Origin of the sequence: Sphingomonas sp. 8AM, from assembly GCF_902506455.1 — a bacterium.
In the GTDB taxonomy this organism is placed as follows: domain Bacteria; phylum Pseudomonadota; class Alphaproteobacteria; order Sphingomonadales; family Sphingomonadaceae; genus Sphingomonas.
In genome coordinates, this window is sequence record NZ_LR733844.1 from 1,570,868 (window position 1) to 1,583,531 (window position 12,664).

Consider the following 12,664-nt stretch of genomic DNA (forward strand, 5'->3'; position numbering starts at 1 on the left):
TTCTGCCGCGGTGTTCCGGACGTGACGGTCCGGCGCTGCGATGCGGGGCGTCTATCGTCGGCGGCGTTACCGTATGGTTAAAATCGGGCCTTAACGCGATGCTGGCGACGAGCGTGAGGGAAGACGTCGCAACGGGCCGCAAACACGATCCGGTTCAGACGGTGCAGGTTTTCACCGCCTCCGCCAGCGCAGTCAGCGGATCGCCGACCGGCACGAACTCGTGCGCAAAATAGCCTTGGAACTTCAAGTCGGCGACGCTGCGCGCGACGGCCTGCCAGTTGACCTCCTGCGTCGCGTCGAGGTTGTGGCGTCCCGGCACGCCGCCGGTGTGGAAGTGCCCGATCCATTGAATGTTCTTCCTGATCGTGTCGATCAGGTCACCCTCCATGATCTGCATGTGATAGATATCGTAGAGCAGCTTGACGCGCGGCGACGCGACTTCCTTTGCCACCCGGACGCCCCACGCGGTATGGTCGGCCATATAGTCGGCATGGTCGACCTTGCTGTTGAGCAATTCGATACAGATCGTCACGCCATGATCTTCGGCAATCCCCTTGATGCGGTTCAGCCCGGCGACAGCGTTGGCCGCGCCCTCTTCGTCGGACATGCCGCGGCGATTGCCGGAAAAGGCGATCACGTTCGGCACGCCCGCCTTCGCCGCCTGCGGAATGCCGACCCGAAACGCCTTTTCGATGGCGTCGTGGTTCTCACGACGATTAAGACCATTGGGGATCGTCATGATCTCCGCGGCATAGCCCATCGTACAGCGCAGGCCGTGGCGACGCGGCACGTCATATTCGGCGGGCTGCAGCAGATCGATACCCTGCAACCCCATACCGACGGCGGCGACGCACAGGCGATCGAGCGGAATGTCCTGATAGCACCAGCGGCTTACCGATTGCTTCAACCGCCCGGCGCGGGGCGGCGCGGCGGCAACGCCGGTGGTCGCGGAGAGGGCAAGGGAGGAAGCGAGCATGGTGCGCCGGGTCATCATGCCACAAGCGTAATCGAGATTCGGCGCGCCGCAAAGTGGCGCAGGCAAAAGCCTTGTCCGTGTAGCGAGGTGCGGGGTCCCGATCGTCATCGGTCGGGCAACGGTTGCTGCGTGCGACGCTCCCATTCGGCAGTCCGCAATGTGACATAGTCGCGCAGCATCTGCACCCGCCGCGGGCGGAAGCTGGTGTCGCCTCGCTCCAGACGCTCGATCCGCGGCACTTCGAACGTGCGATAACCATTTCGCAGCCGGCACCAGCCGACCAGCATCAGGGTTTGCGGACTGTACGACATGCCGAGCGGGAGGATCTCACGATCCGTTCGCTGGTCGCGCGCGTCGCGATAGGAGATGTGAACGCTAAACTCGTCCCAGCATGCGGCGCGCAGCAGCTCCAGGTCGATGCTGACAATCGCGCGCGGCGCCGGTGGCCGCCACGAGCGCATCGTGGCGTGCGCTGCCTGTCGCGCCTGCCGATCGGGCAAGCTCGCAATGATCCGCGCCAACGCATTGCGCCCGGCAACTGAGAGTGCTTCGTCGCCGAGATCGCCGAGACTGGCGACCCCGAGCAGCAACGCCTCGATCTCGAGCCGCGAGAAGCTCTGCGGCGGCAGCGTCGGATCCTCGGTCAACGTGTAGCCAAAGCCGGCGGTGCCGTCGATCAAGACGCCACCGGCGCGCAACGTCGCGATGTCGCGATACAGCTGCCGCACCGAAATCTCGGTCTCGGCCGCGAGCCGGAGCGCGGTGACCGGCTTGGGCAAGCGCCGCAGTGCCTCCAGCAGGCGCATCAAGCGGTCCGATCGCGCCATTCCCTGCTGCCCGATATTGTCAGGATGCCCTGCGTAGATCGACCGCATCGTTCAACACAAGGAGCAGAATGATGCGTACCCTCTACCACTCGCCCAGGTCGCGATCGGACACGATCGTCGCGCTGGTGCGGATGCTATCGGCCGATGTTGCATTGCGCGAAGTGACGATCGCCCGTCAGGACGGCACGGGCGGGCGCGATCCCGCCAACCCGCATCCGGAAGGCAAGGTCCCGTACCTGACCGACGGCGACGAAGCCGTGCGCGAACGCGGCGCGATCATCCTCTATCTGACCGATGCCTATCCCGCTGCGGGTCTGGGACCGCTGGCGGGTGAGCCGGGACGGGCGGACTATTTGTCGTGGTTGTTCTATTACCAGGGGATCATGGAACCGCTGTTGATCCTGAAATGGGCGAATGTCGACCATTCGGCGATCGCGGCAGGGCTGCGCGACTTCGATACAATGATCGAGCGGCTGCTGGAGCCGCTACGCCACGGACCGTGGTTGCTGGGCGAGCGCTTCTCCGCAGCGGACATGCTGTGCAGTTCGCCATTCCTCTGGTTCGCGGAAATGCTGCCCGAGGATCCCGCACTGCGCGACTGGGTGGCACGGTGTGGCGAACGGATGAGTGCTGTGGCGGCGTAGCGCGTGCGTCCCGCGTGATGGGGCCACCGGTGCCAAGGGAACTATTCCGGTGCGCGAAGCGGTTGCGGCTGTCGTCGACCATCACGCGGGACAATTCATGAGCATCGCATCGGCACTGGGACTAGGCGGACGCAAGGTCCGTTACGCAATCGTCGGGCTCGGCGACATCGCGCAGGAAGCGTTGATGCCGGGCGTTGCGCATACCGGCAATTCGGAGATGACCGCGCTGGTCTCGGGCGATCCCGAGAAACTGGCGGCGCTCGGCGATCGCTATGACATCGCGGCGCGCTATTCATACGAGCAGCTTCCGGAGCTGCTCCGCTCGGGCACGATCGACGCCATCTATCTGGCAACGCCCAATTGGCGTCACGCCGAGTTCGCCATCCCCGCGCTCGAGACAGGCATCCACGTGCTCTGTGAGAAGCCGCTCGACGTCTCGGCCGAGAAGGCGCGCGCGATCATCGCGGCGGCGGAGCGCGGCAGGGCGAAGCTGATGACAGCCTATCGTCTGCACTTCGAACCCGCCACGCTTGACGCAATACGCCGGATCCGCGCGGGCGAACTGGGCGAGTTGATCGCCTTCACCGCGTGCTTCACGCAGATGGTCGATCCCGCCAATCACCGCGCGTCAAACGGGATCGAGGCCGGGCCGCTGTTCGACATGGGCGCCTATCCGATCAACGCAATCCGCTATTTGTTCGGTGCGGAACCGATCGAGGTCGTATCGGCCGTCGGGACCCGCCATGCCGCCGCCGGCTTGGGCGACTTTGACGACACGATTGCGGTCACGCTGCGGCTGCCTGACGATCGCCTCGCGCAGTTCACCGTCAGCTATTACGCCAACAACGTCGACACCCTCACCATTGCGGGAACCAAGGGCTCGATCACGATGAACCCGGCCTTCGGATTCGGCCAGGGGCTCGAGCATTATCGCCAGATCGGGGAGAAACGCTCCCACGAGACTTATAAGGCGACCGACCAGTTTGGGGGCGAGCTTCGCTACTTCTCCGACTGCATCCTCGAAGATCGCGCCCCGGAGCCCGGCGGCGAGGAAGGGCTGGCCGATCTGCTGGTGATCGAGGCGATCGTCGCAGCGCTGCAATCGGGTGGCACGGCGCCAGTCGAACCGCTGGCGCGGAGCCGCCGCATCGACCCCGATGCGCAGGAGCAGACACTGCGCGGCATATCACCGCCACAGCCGGTAAACGCCGCGCCGCCAACCGGCGCCTGATCCTCTTTCCTTGTTTCAGGAGATGCCGATGTCGAACCCCGCCCGCCTGCTTTCCGATCATGTCGCGATCGTGACCGGCGCCAGCTCCGGCATCGGCCTCGCGGTCGCCGCCGGGCTGGCCGAGGCCGGAGCCGCTGTGGTCGTCAATTTCCACTCGGATGCGGAGGCTGCCGAGGATCTGGTGACAAATATTACCGCAGGCGGCGGACGTGCCGTCGCTGTCGGCGCCAATGTTTCGGAAGAGGATGAGGTCGGCCGTCTGTTCGACAAGGCGGTCGCGGCGTTCGGACGCGTCGATGTGCTGATCGCCAACTCCGGGGTGCAGAAGGACGCCGCGATCGCGAACATGACATTGGCGGACTGGAGCACCGTCATCGACGTCAACCTGACCGGCCAGTTCCTGTGCGCCCGCGAGGCGGTTCGCCGTTTCCGGAGTCAGCCCACGGACGCTCGGCCCGCTCGCAGTGCGGGCTCGATCATCACGATGAGTTCGGTCCACGAAGTGATCCCATGGGCGGGCCACGTCAATTACGCCGCTTCGAAGGGCGGCAGCCGGATGTTTACCCGCTCGCTTGCGCAGGAGGTGGCGGTCGACGGCATTCGCGTGAATGCGATCGCGCCCGGCGCAATCCGCACCCCCATCAACAAAGAGGCATGGGACAGCGACGCGGCACTGGAGAAATTGCTGCGGCTGATCCCCTACGGGCGGATCGGCGAACCCGAGGACGTTGCGCGCGCCGCGGTGTGGCTGTCGTCGGATCAGGCCGATTATGTGACGGGGACGACATTGTTCGTCGACGGTGGAATGACCCTGTACCCCGAGTTCCGCGATAATGGCTGATCCGCTCCATACGATCGGCGACCACGGCATCATCGGCGATCTCGAAACGGCGGCGCTCGTGGCAGGCGACGCGACGATCGACTATCTATGCTGGCCAGCACTCGACAGTCCGACAATCTTCGCGGAGCTGCTCGACGAACAAAAAGGCGGAGCGTTCATGCTTGCTCCCGTCCTCGACCGGTCCAGGCAACTGCAGCTCTATGTTCCCGACACCAACGTCCTGCTGACGCGCTGGATGGCAGAGGAGGGAAGCGCCGAAGTGCGCGATCTGATGCCCTTGCCGGATGCGCGAGCCCATCCGGATCGGGCCGCACGCTGCCTGATCCGTCGCGTCACCGTGACCCGCGGCTGCGTCCGATTTGTGATGCGCTGCGCGCCGCGCTTCGATTATGCGCGCGAGGTGCCCTCGGTCGAGGCAGCGCAAGGCGGCATTCGCTTTGCGGGGTCCGGGTTGTCGCTGCGCCTGTTCGCCTCGGTGCCGCTTGTTGCGGAAAGCGACGCGGCGGCTGCCGACTTCACGCTCCGTGCCGGCGAGAGCGCGTGGTTGGTGCTCGGCGACGACGCGCTGATCTGCCCGGACGATGCGGCGATTACGGCGGACATCGCCGCCACCAGTGAGGCGTGGCGCGCATGGACGCGCAAGTCGACATACGACGGTCGCTGGCGCGAGATGATGACGCGTTCGGCGCTGGCGCTGAAGCTGCTGACCTCGGCACGGCATGGTTCGATCGCGGCGGCGGCGACCTTCTCCTTGCCCGAGGCGACTGGCGCGGGCCGTAACTGGGATTATCGCGCAACCTGGATCCGCGACGCATCCTTCACCGTCTATGCGTTCCTGCGGCTCGGTTACGTGGACGAAGCCGAGCATTTCAATCGTTGGGCAGCGAAGCGCGTCATGGCGGCGGACCCGGAACACCCGATCAGAATCATGTACGCGATCGACGGATCGGAGGCGGCAGACGAACAGGAGCTGTCCCATCTCGCCGGCCACGCCGGCAGCCGCCCGGTACGGATCGGCAATGCCGCGCACGCCCAGACCCAGCTCGACATTTTTGGCGAGTTGCTCGACAGCGTCTACCTATCGAACAAATACGGGCACGCGATCAGCCACGAAGGGTGGCAGCACGTGCGCGGGATCGTCGATCACGTCATTGCCCATTGGCAGGAACCCGATGCCGGTATCTGGGAGATGCGCGGCGAACCGCGCCACTTCCTGCATTCGCGGGTGATGTGCTGGGTGGCGCTCGACCGCGCGATCCGGCTCGCGCACCAACGTTCGCTGCCCGCGCCGCTCGTCGCTTGGGCGGAAGCGCGCGACGCGATCGTCGACGATGTCTGGACGAACTTCCGTCATCCCGAACATGGCTATTTCGTCCAGGAGCGCGGCGGTCGCGAACTGGACGCCGCCGTGCTGATGATGCCGCTGGTCCGGTTCGTCTCCTCCACCGATCCGGTCTGGCTCACGACGCTGGATGCGATCGGCGCCGGGCTGCGCGATGACGGGCTGGTGTATCGTTACTGCAACGCCGACGGGCTCGAGGGCGGCGAGGGGGCCTTCACCACCTGCACCTTCTGGTATGCCGAGTGCCTCGCGCGGGCCGGACGCATGGAGGAGGCGGAGATGATCCTCGCCAAGGGCATGGCCTATGCCAACCCGCTGGGCTTGTTTTCGGAAGAAGTCGATCGCCGCGGGCTCGCGCTGGGAAATTTTCCGCAGGCGTTGACCCATCTCGCCTTCATCAGCGCGGCCTATTTCATCGACAGGCGGCTCGACCCGACCTACCGCCCGAACTGGCAGCCGTAGACCGTCATCGTTCTCGTTCCGCTTTTTTCGTCGAGCCGAACTTGATCCGGGTACATGCTTCTTGTCCACCGGCCTTGCAAAGCAGATTCCCGAAGCGGGCCCGGGATGATGCACGAAGACCGTCAATTGAGGGATGTCGATCGGCCACAGTACGGCGAAGGTCTGAATTGACGCGCGGGCGCAACGTGCGATGTCTGCAGCGATGAATCATCCCTGCCAGCATCCCGCGAGTGTCACCCTGCCTCTTTCGGAAGAGCGCGCATGATCCTGCTTTCGGTGGTGGTGGCGCTGGTGGTGCTGATTGCGCTGGTGTCACTGCGAGCGCCGCCGTTTCTCGCCTTCGTCGTTGCTGCGCTCTGCGCCGCCTTGTTGCTGGGCGTCCCGCTGGCGCGCGTGCCGGGTGCGATCGAAAAGGGCATTGGCGATACGATCGGCCCGGTTGTCATCACGATCGTGCTGGGCGCCTTCCTTGGCAAGCTGATCGCCGACAGCGGCGCCGCGCAGCGCATAGCGGACACATTAATCGGCTGGTGCGGCCCGTCGCGATTGCCGATCGCAATGGCGGCGACCGGGTTCCTCGTCGGCATCCCGTTGTTCTACAATGTCGGCTTCGTCCTGATGGTGCCGCTGATCTTCTCGATCGTTCTGCGCTCGGGACTGCCGGCGGTGCACGTCGGCATCCCGCTGCTCGCCGGTCTGTCAATCGCGCACGGCTTCCTGCCGCCGCACCCGTCACCAACCGCGGTCGTGGCGCAGCTCGGTGCCGATCTTGGCGTGACGTTGGCCTATGGGCTGATCGTTGGCATCCCGACGCTCGCGATCGCCGGGCCATTGTTCGCCAGGACGCTGAAGAGGATTACGTCACCGCCGTCGCCGCTGTTCGAGGCCGCCGCTGCGTCGCGCGACCGCGCGTTGCCGGGCGCCTTCGCCAGCTTCGCCTGCGCCCTGATGCCGGTCGTGCTGATCGCCGGCGCCACCGGCCTCCATTATGCGCCACTAGCGCCGGCGAGTGCCACATGGGTGGCCTTCATCGGGCATCCGACCAACGTCTTGCTGCTGTCGATTGCCGTCGGGATCGTTGCGCTGGGGCGCAGCGCGGGATTGACGCGGGTCGAGATCATGGATGGGTTCGCGGTGGCGATCCGCGATATCGCGCCGATCCTGCTCATCATCGCCGGAGCCGGCGCGCTCAAGCAGGTGCTGGTGGAAAGCGGCGCGGACAAGATCATGGCCGCGCAGCTCGCCGACCTGCCGCTGCCGCCGCTCGCGCTCGGCTGGCTGCTGGCGTGCGTGATCCGCATCGCGGTCGGCTCCGCGACAGTGGCGGGGCTTACCGCGGGCGGGCTGATCCAGCCGGTGATCGTCGCCACCGGGGCCGACGCCAATCTGATGGTGCTCGCGATCGGCGCGGGCAGCCTGATGTGCAGCCACGTCAATGATTCCGGCTTCTGGATGTTCAAGGAGTATTTTGGCCTCTCGCTGCGCAATACGTTCCGGTCGTGGTCGCTCATGGAGACGCTGGTCGGGGTGTTCGGGCTGATCTTCGTCCTGCTGCTCGACGCCGCGCTGCGCGTTTTCTAGACTTTCCTGAGCGCTCGGCCCGGACGCGCGCATCGTTACCGTAGCCATCGCGCGACTTTTCCGCGATGGCGCTCGGGATGCGATGGAGACGACGCAACCTGGCCTCGATGAGCGCCGATGTCGGAGACGGCCTCGCTCCTGCGGTGGAGGCGGTCACCGGTGCCCGGCTCCATGCCAGCGAAACGCCGCCCACGCGTGGCTATCGCGTCATCGCGCTGGTCGTCGCCTCGGCGCTGTTCATGCAGCAGCTCGACGGGACGGTGCTGACGATCGCGCTGCCGACGATGGCGCGCGATCTTGGCACTCCCGCCGCGAGCCTCAGTCTTGCGCTGACCAGCTATCTGCTCGCCCTCGCGCTGTTCATCCCCGCCAGCGGCACGCTTGCCGACCGGTTTGGGTCGCGCAGCGTCTTCTGCGCGGCGATCGGCGTGTTCCTGCTCGGCTCGATCGCGTGTGCGCAGGCCGGGTCGTTGCCGATGCTGGTCGCGGCGCGCTTCGTGCAGGGGATCGGCGGGGCGATGATGGTGCCGGTCGGCCGTCTCGTCCTGCTGCGCAGCGTCGCCAAGGAGGACATGGTGCAGGCGCTATCGTGGCTGGTGATGCCGGCGCTGATCGGCCCGATACTGGGACCGCCGCTCGGCGGGTTCATCGTCACCTGGCTCGACTGGCGGTGGATTTTCTACCTTAACCTCCCGATCGGCGTCATCGGCATGATCGGCGCCCTGCTGCTGGTGCCCGAGGTGCGCGGGGACGCGCGGGCGCGGTTCGACGGCGCTGGATTCGTGCTGTCCGGGCTGTCGCTCGGCTGCTTGTTGTTCGGGTTCGAGCTGGCGAGCCGGCCGGCGACCGGCTGGGTCGGCGCTGTGTTGCTGCTGGCCGGCGCGATGCTGGGACTCGGCTATGTCCGGCACGCACGCCACGCCGCCGATCCAATCCTCGACCTGACGCTGATGCGGGTTCCGACCTTCCGCCTGTCGGTGATCGGCGGCTCGCTGACCCGCATCACACAGGGTGCGCAGCCGTTCCTGCTCCCGCTGATGTTCCAGCTCGGCTTTGGCCTGTCGGCCGCGAAGACGGGTTCGATCACGATGGCGGGGGCGATCGGCGCACTGGCGATGAAGGCGCTGGCGCCGCGCGTGCTGCGCCGCTGGGGGTTCCGCCGCAGCCTGATCGTCGCCGGGCTGGCGAGCAGCGCTGGTTACGCCACCTGCGCCTTCGTCCGTCCCGACTGGCCGACCGCCGCGCTGCTGGCGGTGCTGGCGGTCTCCGGCTTCTTCACCTCGTTCCAGTTCACCGGCTTCAACGCGATCGCCTATGCCGATGTCGACAAGACGCGGATGAGCGCGGCGACCAGCTTCTACGCGACCTTTCAGCAACTGACGCTGTCATTGGGGATCTGCACCGCGGCGACGGTGCTCGAGCTCGGCACGCTGCTGAATGCCAGCCGCCAGCCGACGCTGGAGACCTTCTCGATCGCCTTCCTGCTCGTCGCGACGATCTCGGCCTCGGCGGTGATCTGGAACCGCAAGTTCGCGCCCGACGCCGGGGCCGAGATGAGCGGGCATCACGGCTGACCGGATACGGACCGAACCGCGATCCCAGCCGTTCCCGTTACATGGCGCTCGCAAGACAGGACCGCATAGCAGCGGGCGAGGGCTGGCGCCCGCGCCGGCTTCTGGTGACGCGGTCGTCGCTCGGCTTTGCGCAGGGGCGCGCGATCGTCGAGCGTGCGGCGGCGCTCGGTGTGGAGATCGTCGAGCTCCGCGGCGACCGCCTGGCGCTCGACCTCCCGAACGATCCGCGCCGCGCCTATGCGCTGGCCAAGTCGACGCTCGCGGTGGTGGTCGCGCCGCCATCGAAGCGGCGGCTCCAGCCGATCGCGCCGAGCGCCGACTGGCGCGTCGACCTTGCCGAAGGGTGTCCGGCGCATTGCAGCTATTGCTATCTCGCCGGCTCGTTGAAGGGCCCGCCGATCACGCGCGTCTATGCCAATCTCGACGAGATCCTCGACGGGTTGGCGGCCTATGTCGGGCAGGGGCGCGTCACGTCGGGCAGCCGGGATCGCGCGCATGAGGGAACCACCTTCGAGGCGTCTTGCTATACCGACCCGCTGGCACTGGAACCGATCACCGGCGCGCTGTCGACGACGATCGCGTGGTTCGGGCGGTGGGAGGCACCAGTGCAGCTGCGCTTTACGAGCAAGTTCGCCGATGTCGATCCACTGCTCCCGCTGAACCATCACGGCCGCACGCGGATGCGTGCCTCGATCAACCCGCCGCTGTTCGGACGCTTCGAAGGCGGGACCGCGCCGGTCGCTGCCCGCGTCGCGGCACTCGCGCGGATGGCGGCGGCGGGCTACCCGGTCGGATTGACGATCGCGCCGATCATCGCCGCGGATGGCTGGGAGGCAGCATACAGCGCGCTGCTCGACGACGTCGCGGCAAGCTTCGCCGCGGCGCGCGACATCGATCTGACCGTCGAGTTGATCACCCACCGCTTCACCGCCGCATCGAAGGCGGTGCTGGACAGCTGGTATCCGGGATCGTCGCTCGACATGGGCGCGGCAGGTCGAACCACCAAGCGCACGAAGTTCGGTACCGAGAAGCAGGTATATGACGCCGCGACGATGCGGGCCTTGCGCCGCTTTTTCGAGGAACGGATCGGCGTGGTGCTGCCCGCGGCGCGGATTCTCTACTGGACATGACGGTCTTCTTCACCGCCGACACGCATTTCGGCGACCACCGCACGATCAACATTCAGAAGCGGCCGTTTTCGAGCGTTACCGAGATGGACGATGTGTTAATCGCGCGCTGGAACGCGACCGTCGCGCCCGAAGATATCGTCTGGCATCTCGGCGACGTCGCGCGGCGCGCTGCCGACGTTCCAGCGTTGCTCGACCGGCTGCACGGGACCAAGCATCTGCTGCGTGGGAACAACGATCCCGAGGGCACGGTGGCTGCGAAGGGATGGGCGAGCGTTCGCGATTACGCCGAAATCGAGCTGGGCGACCGTCGGCTGGTGCTTTGCCACTATCCCTTTCGCAGCTGGAACGGTCAGCACAAGGGCGCGCTCAACCTGCACGGGCATAGCCATGGACGGTTGAAGCCGATGCCGCGCCAGTTCGACGTCGGGGTCGACGTCCATGACTTTGCACCGGTGCGACTGGACGCCCTCCGCGCCTAATCGATATCCCGTAAGTCGCGCCCGCGGGTCTCGCGGCCAAACCAACCGACCAGTACGAACGACAGTGCGGTCGGCACCATCACGACAAGGGCGGAACCGCTCATCGACAGCGCGAAGCCACTGATCGTAAGCCCCTGCGCGATCAGGCCACCTGCCTTGGTACAGGCCGCGACCCAGCCGGTGGCGCGCGCTCGAACGCGCAGCGGGAAGCTCTCCGCCGCATAAGGAAGAACGATGGCGATGATACCGTTCGTTCCGACGATCAGCAGCGCGACGGGCAGTACCGGGCTTCCGCTGCCCGCCACTTCGAGCCGCAGCACCAGCAGCAAGCCGACGAGCGTCAGCGCGATCATCGTCGCCAGCGCCCATTTGGTACTCCAGCGGCTGTACAGCAACGCCGCGACGAAGACGGTCGGAAAGGCGATCAGCGCGCTCTCGGCGAGCAGGCGGCTCGACACGCCGACCGAATAGCCTTTCGCGACCAGATCGGCGGGCAGCCAGAGCAGCAGCCCGAAATTGATGAGTCCCCACGACAGCGCGCAGATGCTGAGCGCCGCCAGTTTCCCGTAAAGGTGAAGCCCTTGGAGCGGCTGGGTATGCCGCGCAGCGGAATGCACCGGCCGCACCGTCTGTGCCGTCGCGCCGAAGCGTCGCATCACCACCTCGGCCTCCGCCACCCGCCCGCGCGCGAGCAGGAACTTGGCCGATTCCGGGATCAGCGCCCCCAGCAGCACCAGCGTCAGCCCGGTCGGCAAGTTCGCCAGCCACAGGATCCGCCACCCAAACACCGGTTGCAGCACCGCCGACATCCCGCTGGCGGCGAAATAGCCCCCGACCGCGCCCATCCCGCCGACGAGCACAAGGCTCCAGCCGCGGTGCCGGCTCGGCATCATCTCGGCGAGCAGCGCATAGGTGACGGGCAGCATCCCGCCCGCAGCGGCGCCCATCATGAAGCACATCGCGATGTTCCAGGCGAGGCTCGGCATCGCGCCGCAGATCGAGGTGCCGACGAACATCACCGCCGACAGCAGGATCGACGCCTTGCGCCCGTAGACGTCGGCGATCCAGCCCCACAGCACCGATCCGGTGACGGTGCCTGCCAGCGCGAAGAACGGCACCAGCGACACCGTCTTCTTTGGCACGCCATATTCGGCGATCATGCCGGGCACGGTGAAGCCGAGCGAGGCCGGCTTCATGACGTCGATCACCAGCGCGACCACCAGCACCGCCATCAATCCCCAATGCGCCGGCCCCAGCGGCGCATCCTCCGGTGCAGCGACGACAATCTCCGCCGCTGCGGCGCGCTGCGCGGCGACGTTGCGGGGCAGCAACCCGTAAGCCGCCACCAGCGTGCCGAGGACGATCAGCGCCATGCCGCCGACCATCAGATTGTCCATCGGCATTCCGGCGAGCTGGTAATGCATTGCGCGCGCCATCGCGAACATCGGCAGATGCGCAACCACTCCAATCGTCACCGCGACACAGCCGAGCACAAACGCCCACACCGCCTGCCGATCCGACAACGTGCTCTTGATCGAACCCATTCCCTACTCCCGGCCTTTGCGATACCCGCAGCG

The 12,664-nt window shown here is 66.4% G+C and carries 11 protein-coding genes; 8 read left to right on the top strand and 3 right to left on the bottom strand.

Annotation, left to right across the window (positions count from 1 at the left end):
* Positions 1 to 154: 154 nt before the first annotated feature.
* Positions 155 to 991 (bottom strand): hydroxypyruvate isomerase family protein, encoded by an 837-nt coding sequence (locus tag BACI71_RS07515; RefSeq protein ID WP_159757080.1) that lies wholly within the window; start codon positions 989 to 991, stop codon positions 155 to 157.
* A gap of 89 nt (positions 992 to 1,080) precedes the next feature.
* Positions 1,081 to 1,851 (bottom strand): helix-turn-helix transcriptional regulator, encoded by a 771-nt coding sequence (locus BACI71_RS07520; RefSeq protein ID WP_236552889.1) that lies wholly within the window; start codon positions 1,849 to 1,851, stop codon positions 1,081 to 1,083.
* Between the two features lie 23 nt (positions 1,852 to 1,874).
* On the opposite strand from BACI71_RS07520, the gene BACI71_RS07525 reads away from it, so the two are divergent.
* The 8 genes from BACI71_RS07525 (at position 1,875) to BACI71_RS07560 (ending at position 11,087) form a co-directional block, all read left to right on the top strand.
* On the top strand, positions 1,875 to 2,447 hold the full coding sequence (locus tag BACI71_RS07525; RefSeq protein ID WP_159757084.1) for a glutathione S-transferase family protein: 573 nt from the start codon (positions 1,875 to 1,877) through the stop codon (positions 2,445 to 2,447).
* Between the two features lie 97 nt (positions 2,448 to 2,544).
* Positions 2,545 to 3,678 carry a Gfo/Idh/MocA family protein gene (locus BACI71_RS07530; RefSeq protein WP_159757087.1) on the top strand — a complete coding sequence of 378 codons (1,134 nt, stop codon included), beginning with the start codon at positions 2,545 to 2,547 and terminating at the stop codon, positions 3,676 to 3,678.
* A gap of 28 nt (positions 3,679 to 3,706) precedes the next feature.
* Entirely contained in the window at positions 3,707 to 4,519 is an 813-nt protein-coding gene (locus BACI71_RS07535) for a glucose 1-dehydrogenase (protein ID WP_159757090.1), read from the top strand.
* On the top strand, positions 4,512 to 6,323 hold the full coding sequence (locus BACI71_RS07540) for a glycoside hydrolase family 15 protein (RefSeq protein ID WP_159757093.1): 1,812 nt from the start codon (positions 4,512 to 4,514) through the stop codon (positions 6,321 to 6,323). Before BACI71_RS07535 ends, BACI71_RS07540 begins: the two co-directional genes overlap by 8 nt.
* A 261-nt stretch (positions 6,324 to 6,584) precedes the next feature.
* Positions 6,585 to 7,904 (top strand): GntT/GntP/DsdX family permease, encoded by a 1,320-nt coding sequence (locus BACI71_RS07545; protein ID WP_159757096.1) that lies wholly within the window; start codon positions 6,585 to 6,587, stop codon positions 7,902 to 7,904.
* Between the two features lie 107 nt (positions 7,905 to 8,011).
* Positions 8,012 to 9,478 carry an MDR family MFS transporter gene (locus tag BACI71_RS07550; protein WP_159757099.1) on the top strand — a complete coding sequence of 489 codons (1,467 nt, stop codon included), beginning with the start codon at positions 8,012 to 8,014 and terminating at the stop codon, positions 9,476 to 9,478.
* Positions 9,479 to 9,519: 41 nt separating this feature from the next.
* Positions 9,520 to 10,608 carry a spore photoproduct lyase family protein gene (locus tag BACI71_RS07555; RefSeq protein WP_159757102.1) on the top strand — a complete coding sequence of 363 codons (1,089 nt, stop codon included), beginning with the start codon at positions 9,520 to 9,522 and terminating at the stop codon, positions 10,606 to 10,608.
* Positions 10,605 to 11,087 carry a metallophosphoesterase family protein gene (locus BACI71_RS07560; protein WP_159757105.1) on the top strand — a complete coding sequence of 161 codons (483 nt, stop codon included), beginning with the start codon at positions 10,605 to 10,607 and terminating at the stop codon, positions 11,085 to 11,087. The genes BACI71_RS07555 and BACI71_RS07560 overlap by 4 nt, the downstream gene beginning before the upstream one ends.
* Here BACI71_RS07560 and BACI71_RS07565 read toward each other — a convergent pair.
* The gene (locus BACI71_RS07565; RefSeq protein ID WP_159757108.1) at positions 11,084 to 12,631 is read right to left on the bottom strand and encodes an MFS transporter; all 1,548 of its coding nucleotides are present in this window, start codon (positions 12,629 to 12,631) and stop codon (positions 11,084 to 11,086) included. The genes BACI71_RS07560 and BACI71_RS07565 overlap by 4 nt on opposite strands.
* Between the last annotated feature and the right edge of the window lie 33 nt (positions 12,632 to 12,664).

Bases quoted from the DNA above. Each gene is read 5' to 3' on its own strand.
- BACI71_RS07545 (WP_159757096.1), top strand. From the start codon at position 6,585: ATGATCCTGCTTTCGGTGGTGGTGGCGCTGGTGGTGCTGATTGCGCTG.
- BACI71_RS07535 (WP_159757090.1), top strand. From the start codon at position 3,707: ATGTCGAACCCCGCCCGCCTGCTTTCCGATCATGTCGCGATCGTGACC.
- BACI71_RS07520 (WP_236552889.1), bottom strand. From the start codon at position 1,851: ATGCGGTCGATCTACGCAGGGCATCCTGACAATATCGGGCAGCAGGGA.
- BACI71_RS07540 (WP_159757093.1), top strand. From the start codon at position 4,512: ATGGCTGATCCGCTCCATACGATCGGCGACCACGGCATCATCGGCGAT.
- BACI71_RS07560 (WP_159757105.1), top strand. From the start codon at position 10,605: ATGACGGTCTTCTTCACCGCCGACACGCATTTCGGCGACCACCGCACG.
- BACI71_RS07550 (WP_159757099.1), top strand. From the start codon at position 8,012: ATGAGCGCCGATGTCGGAGACGGCCTCGCTCCTGCGGTGGAGGCGGTC.
- BACI71_RS07515 (WP_159757080.1), bottom strand. From the start codon at position 991: ATGACCCGGCGCACCATGCTCGCTTCCTCCCTTGCCCTCTCCGCGACC.
- BACI71_RS07565 (WP_159757108.1), bottom strand. From the start codon at position 12,631: ATGGGTTCGATCAAGAGCACGTTGTCGGATCGGCAGGCGGTGTGGGCG.
- BACI71_RS07555 (WP_159757102.1), top strand. From the start codon at position 9,520: ATGGCGCTCGCAAGACAGGACCGCATAGCAGCGGGCGAGGGCTGGCGC.
- BACI71_RS07530 (WP_159757087.1), top strand. From the start codon at position 2,545: ATGAGCATCGCATCGGCACTGGGACTAGGCGGACGCAAGGTCCGTTAC.
- BACI71_RS07525 (WP_159757084.1), top strand. From the start codon at position 1,875: ATGCGTACCCTCTACCACTCGCCCAGGTCGCGATCGGACACGATCGTC.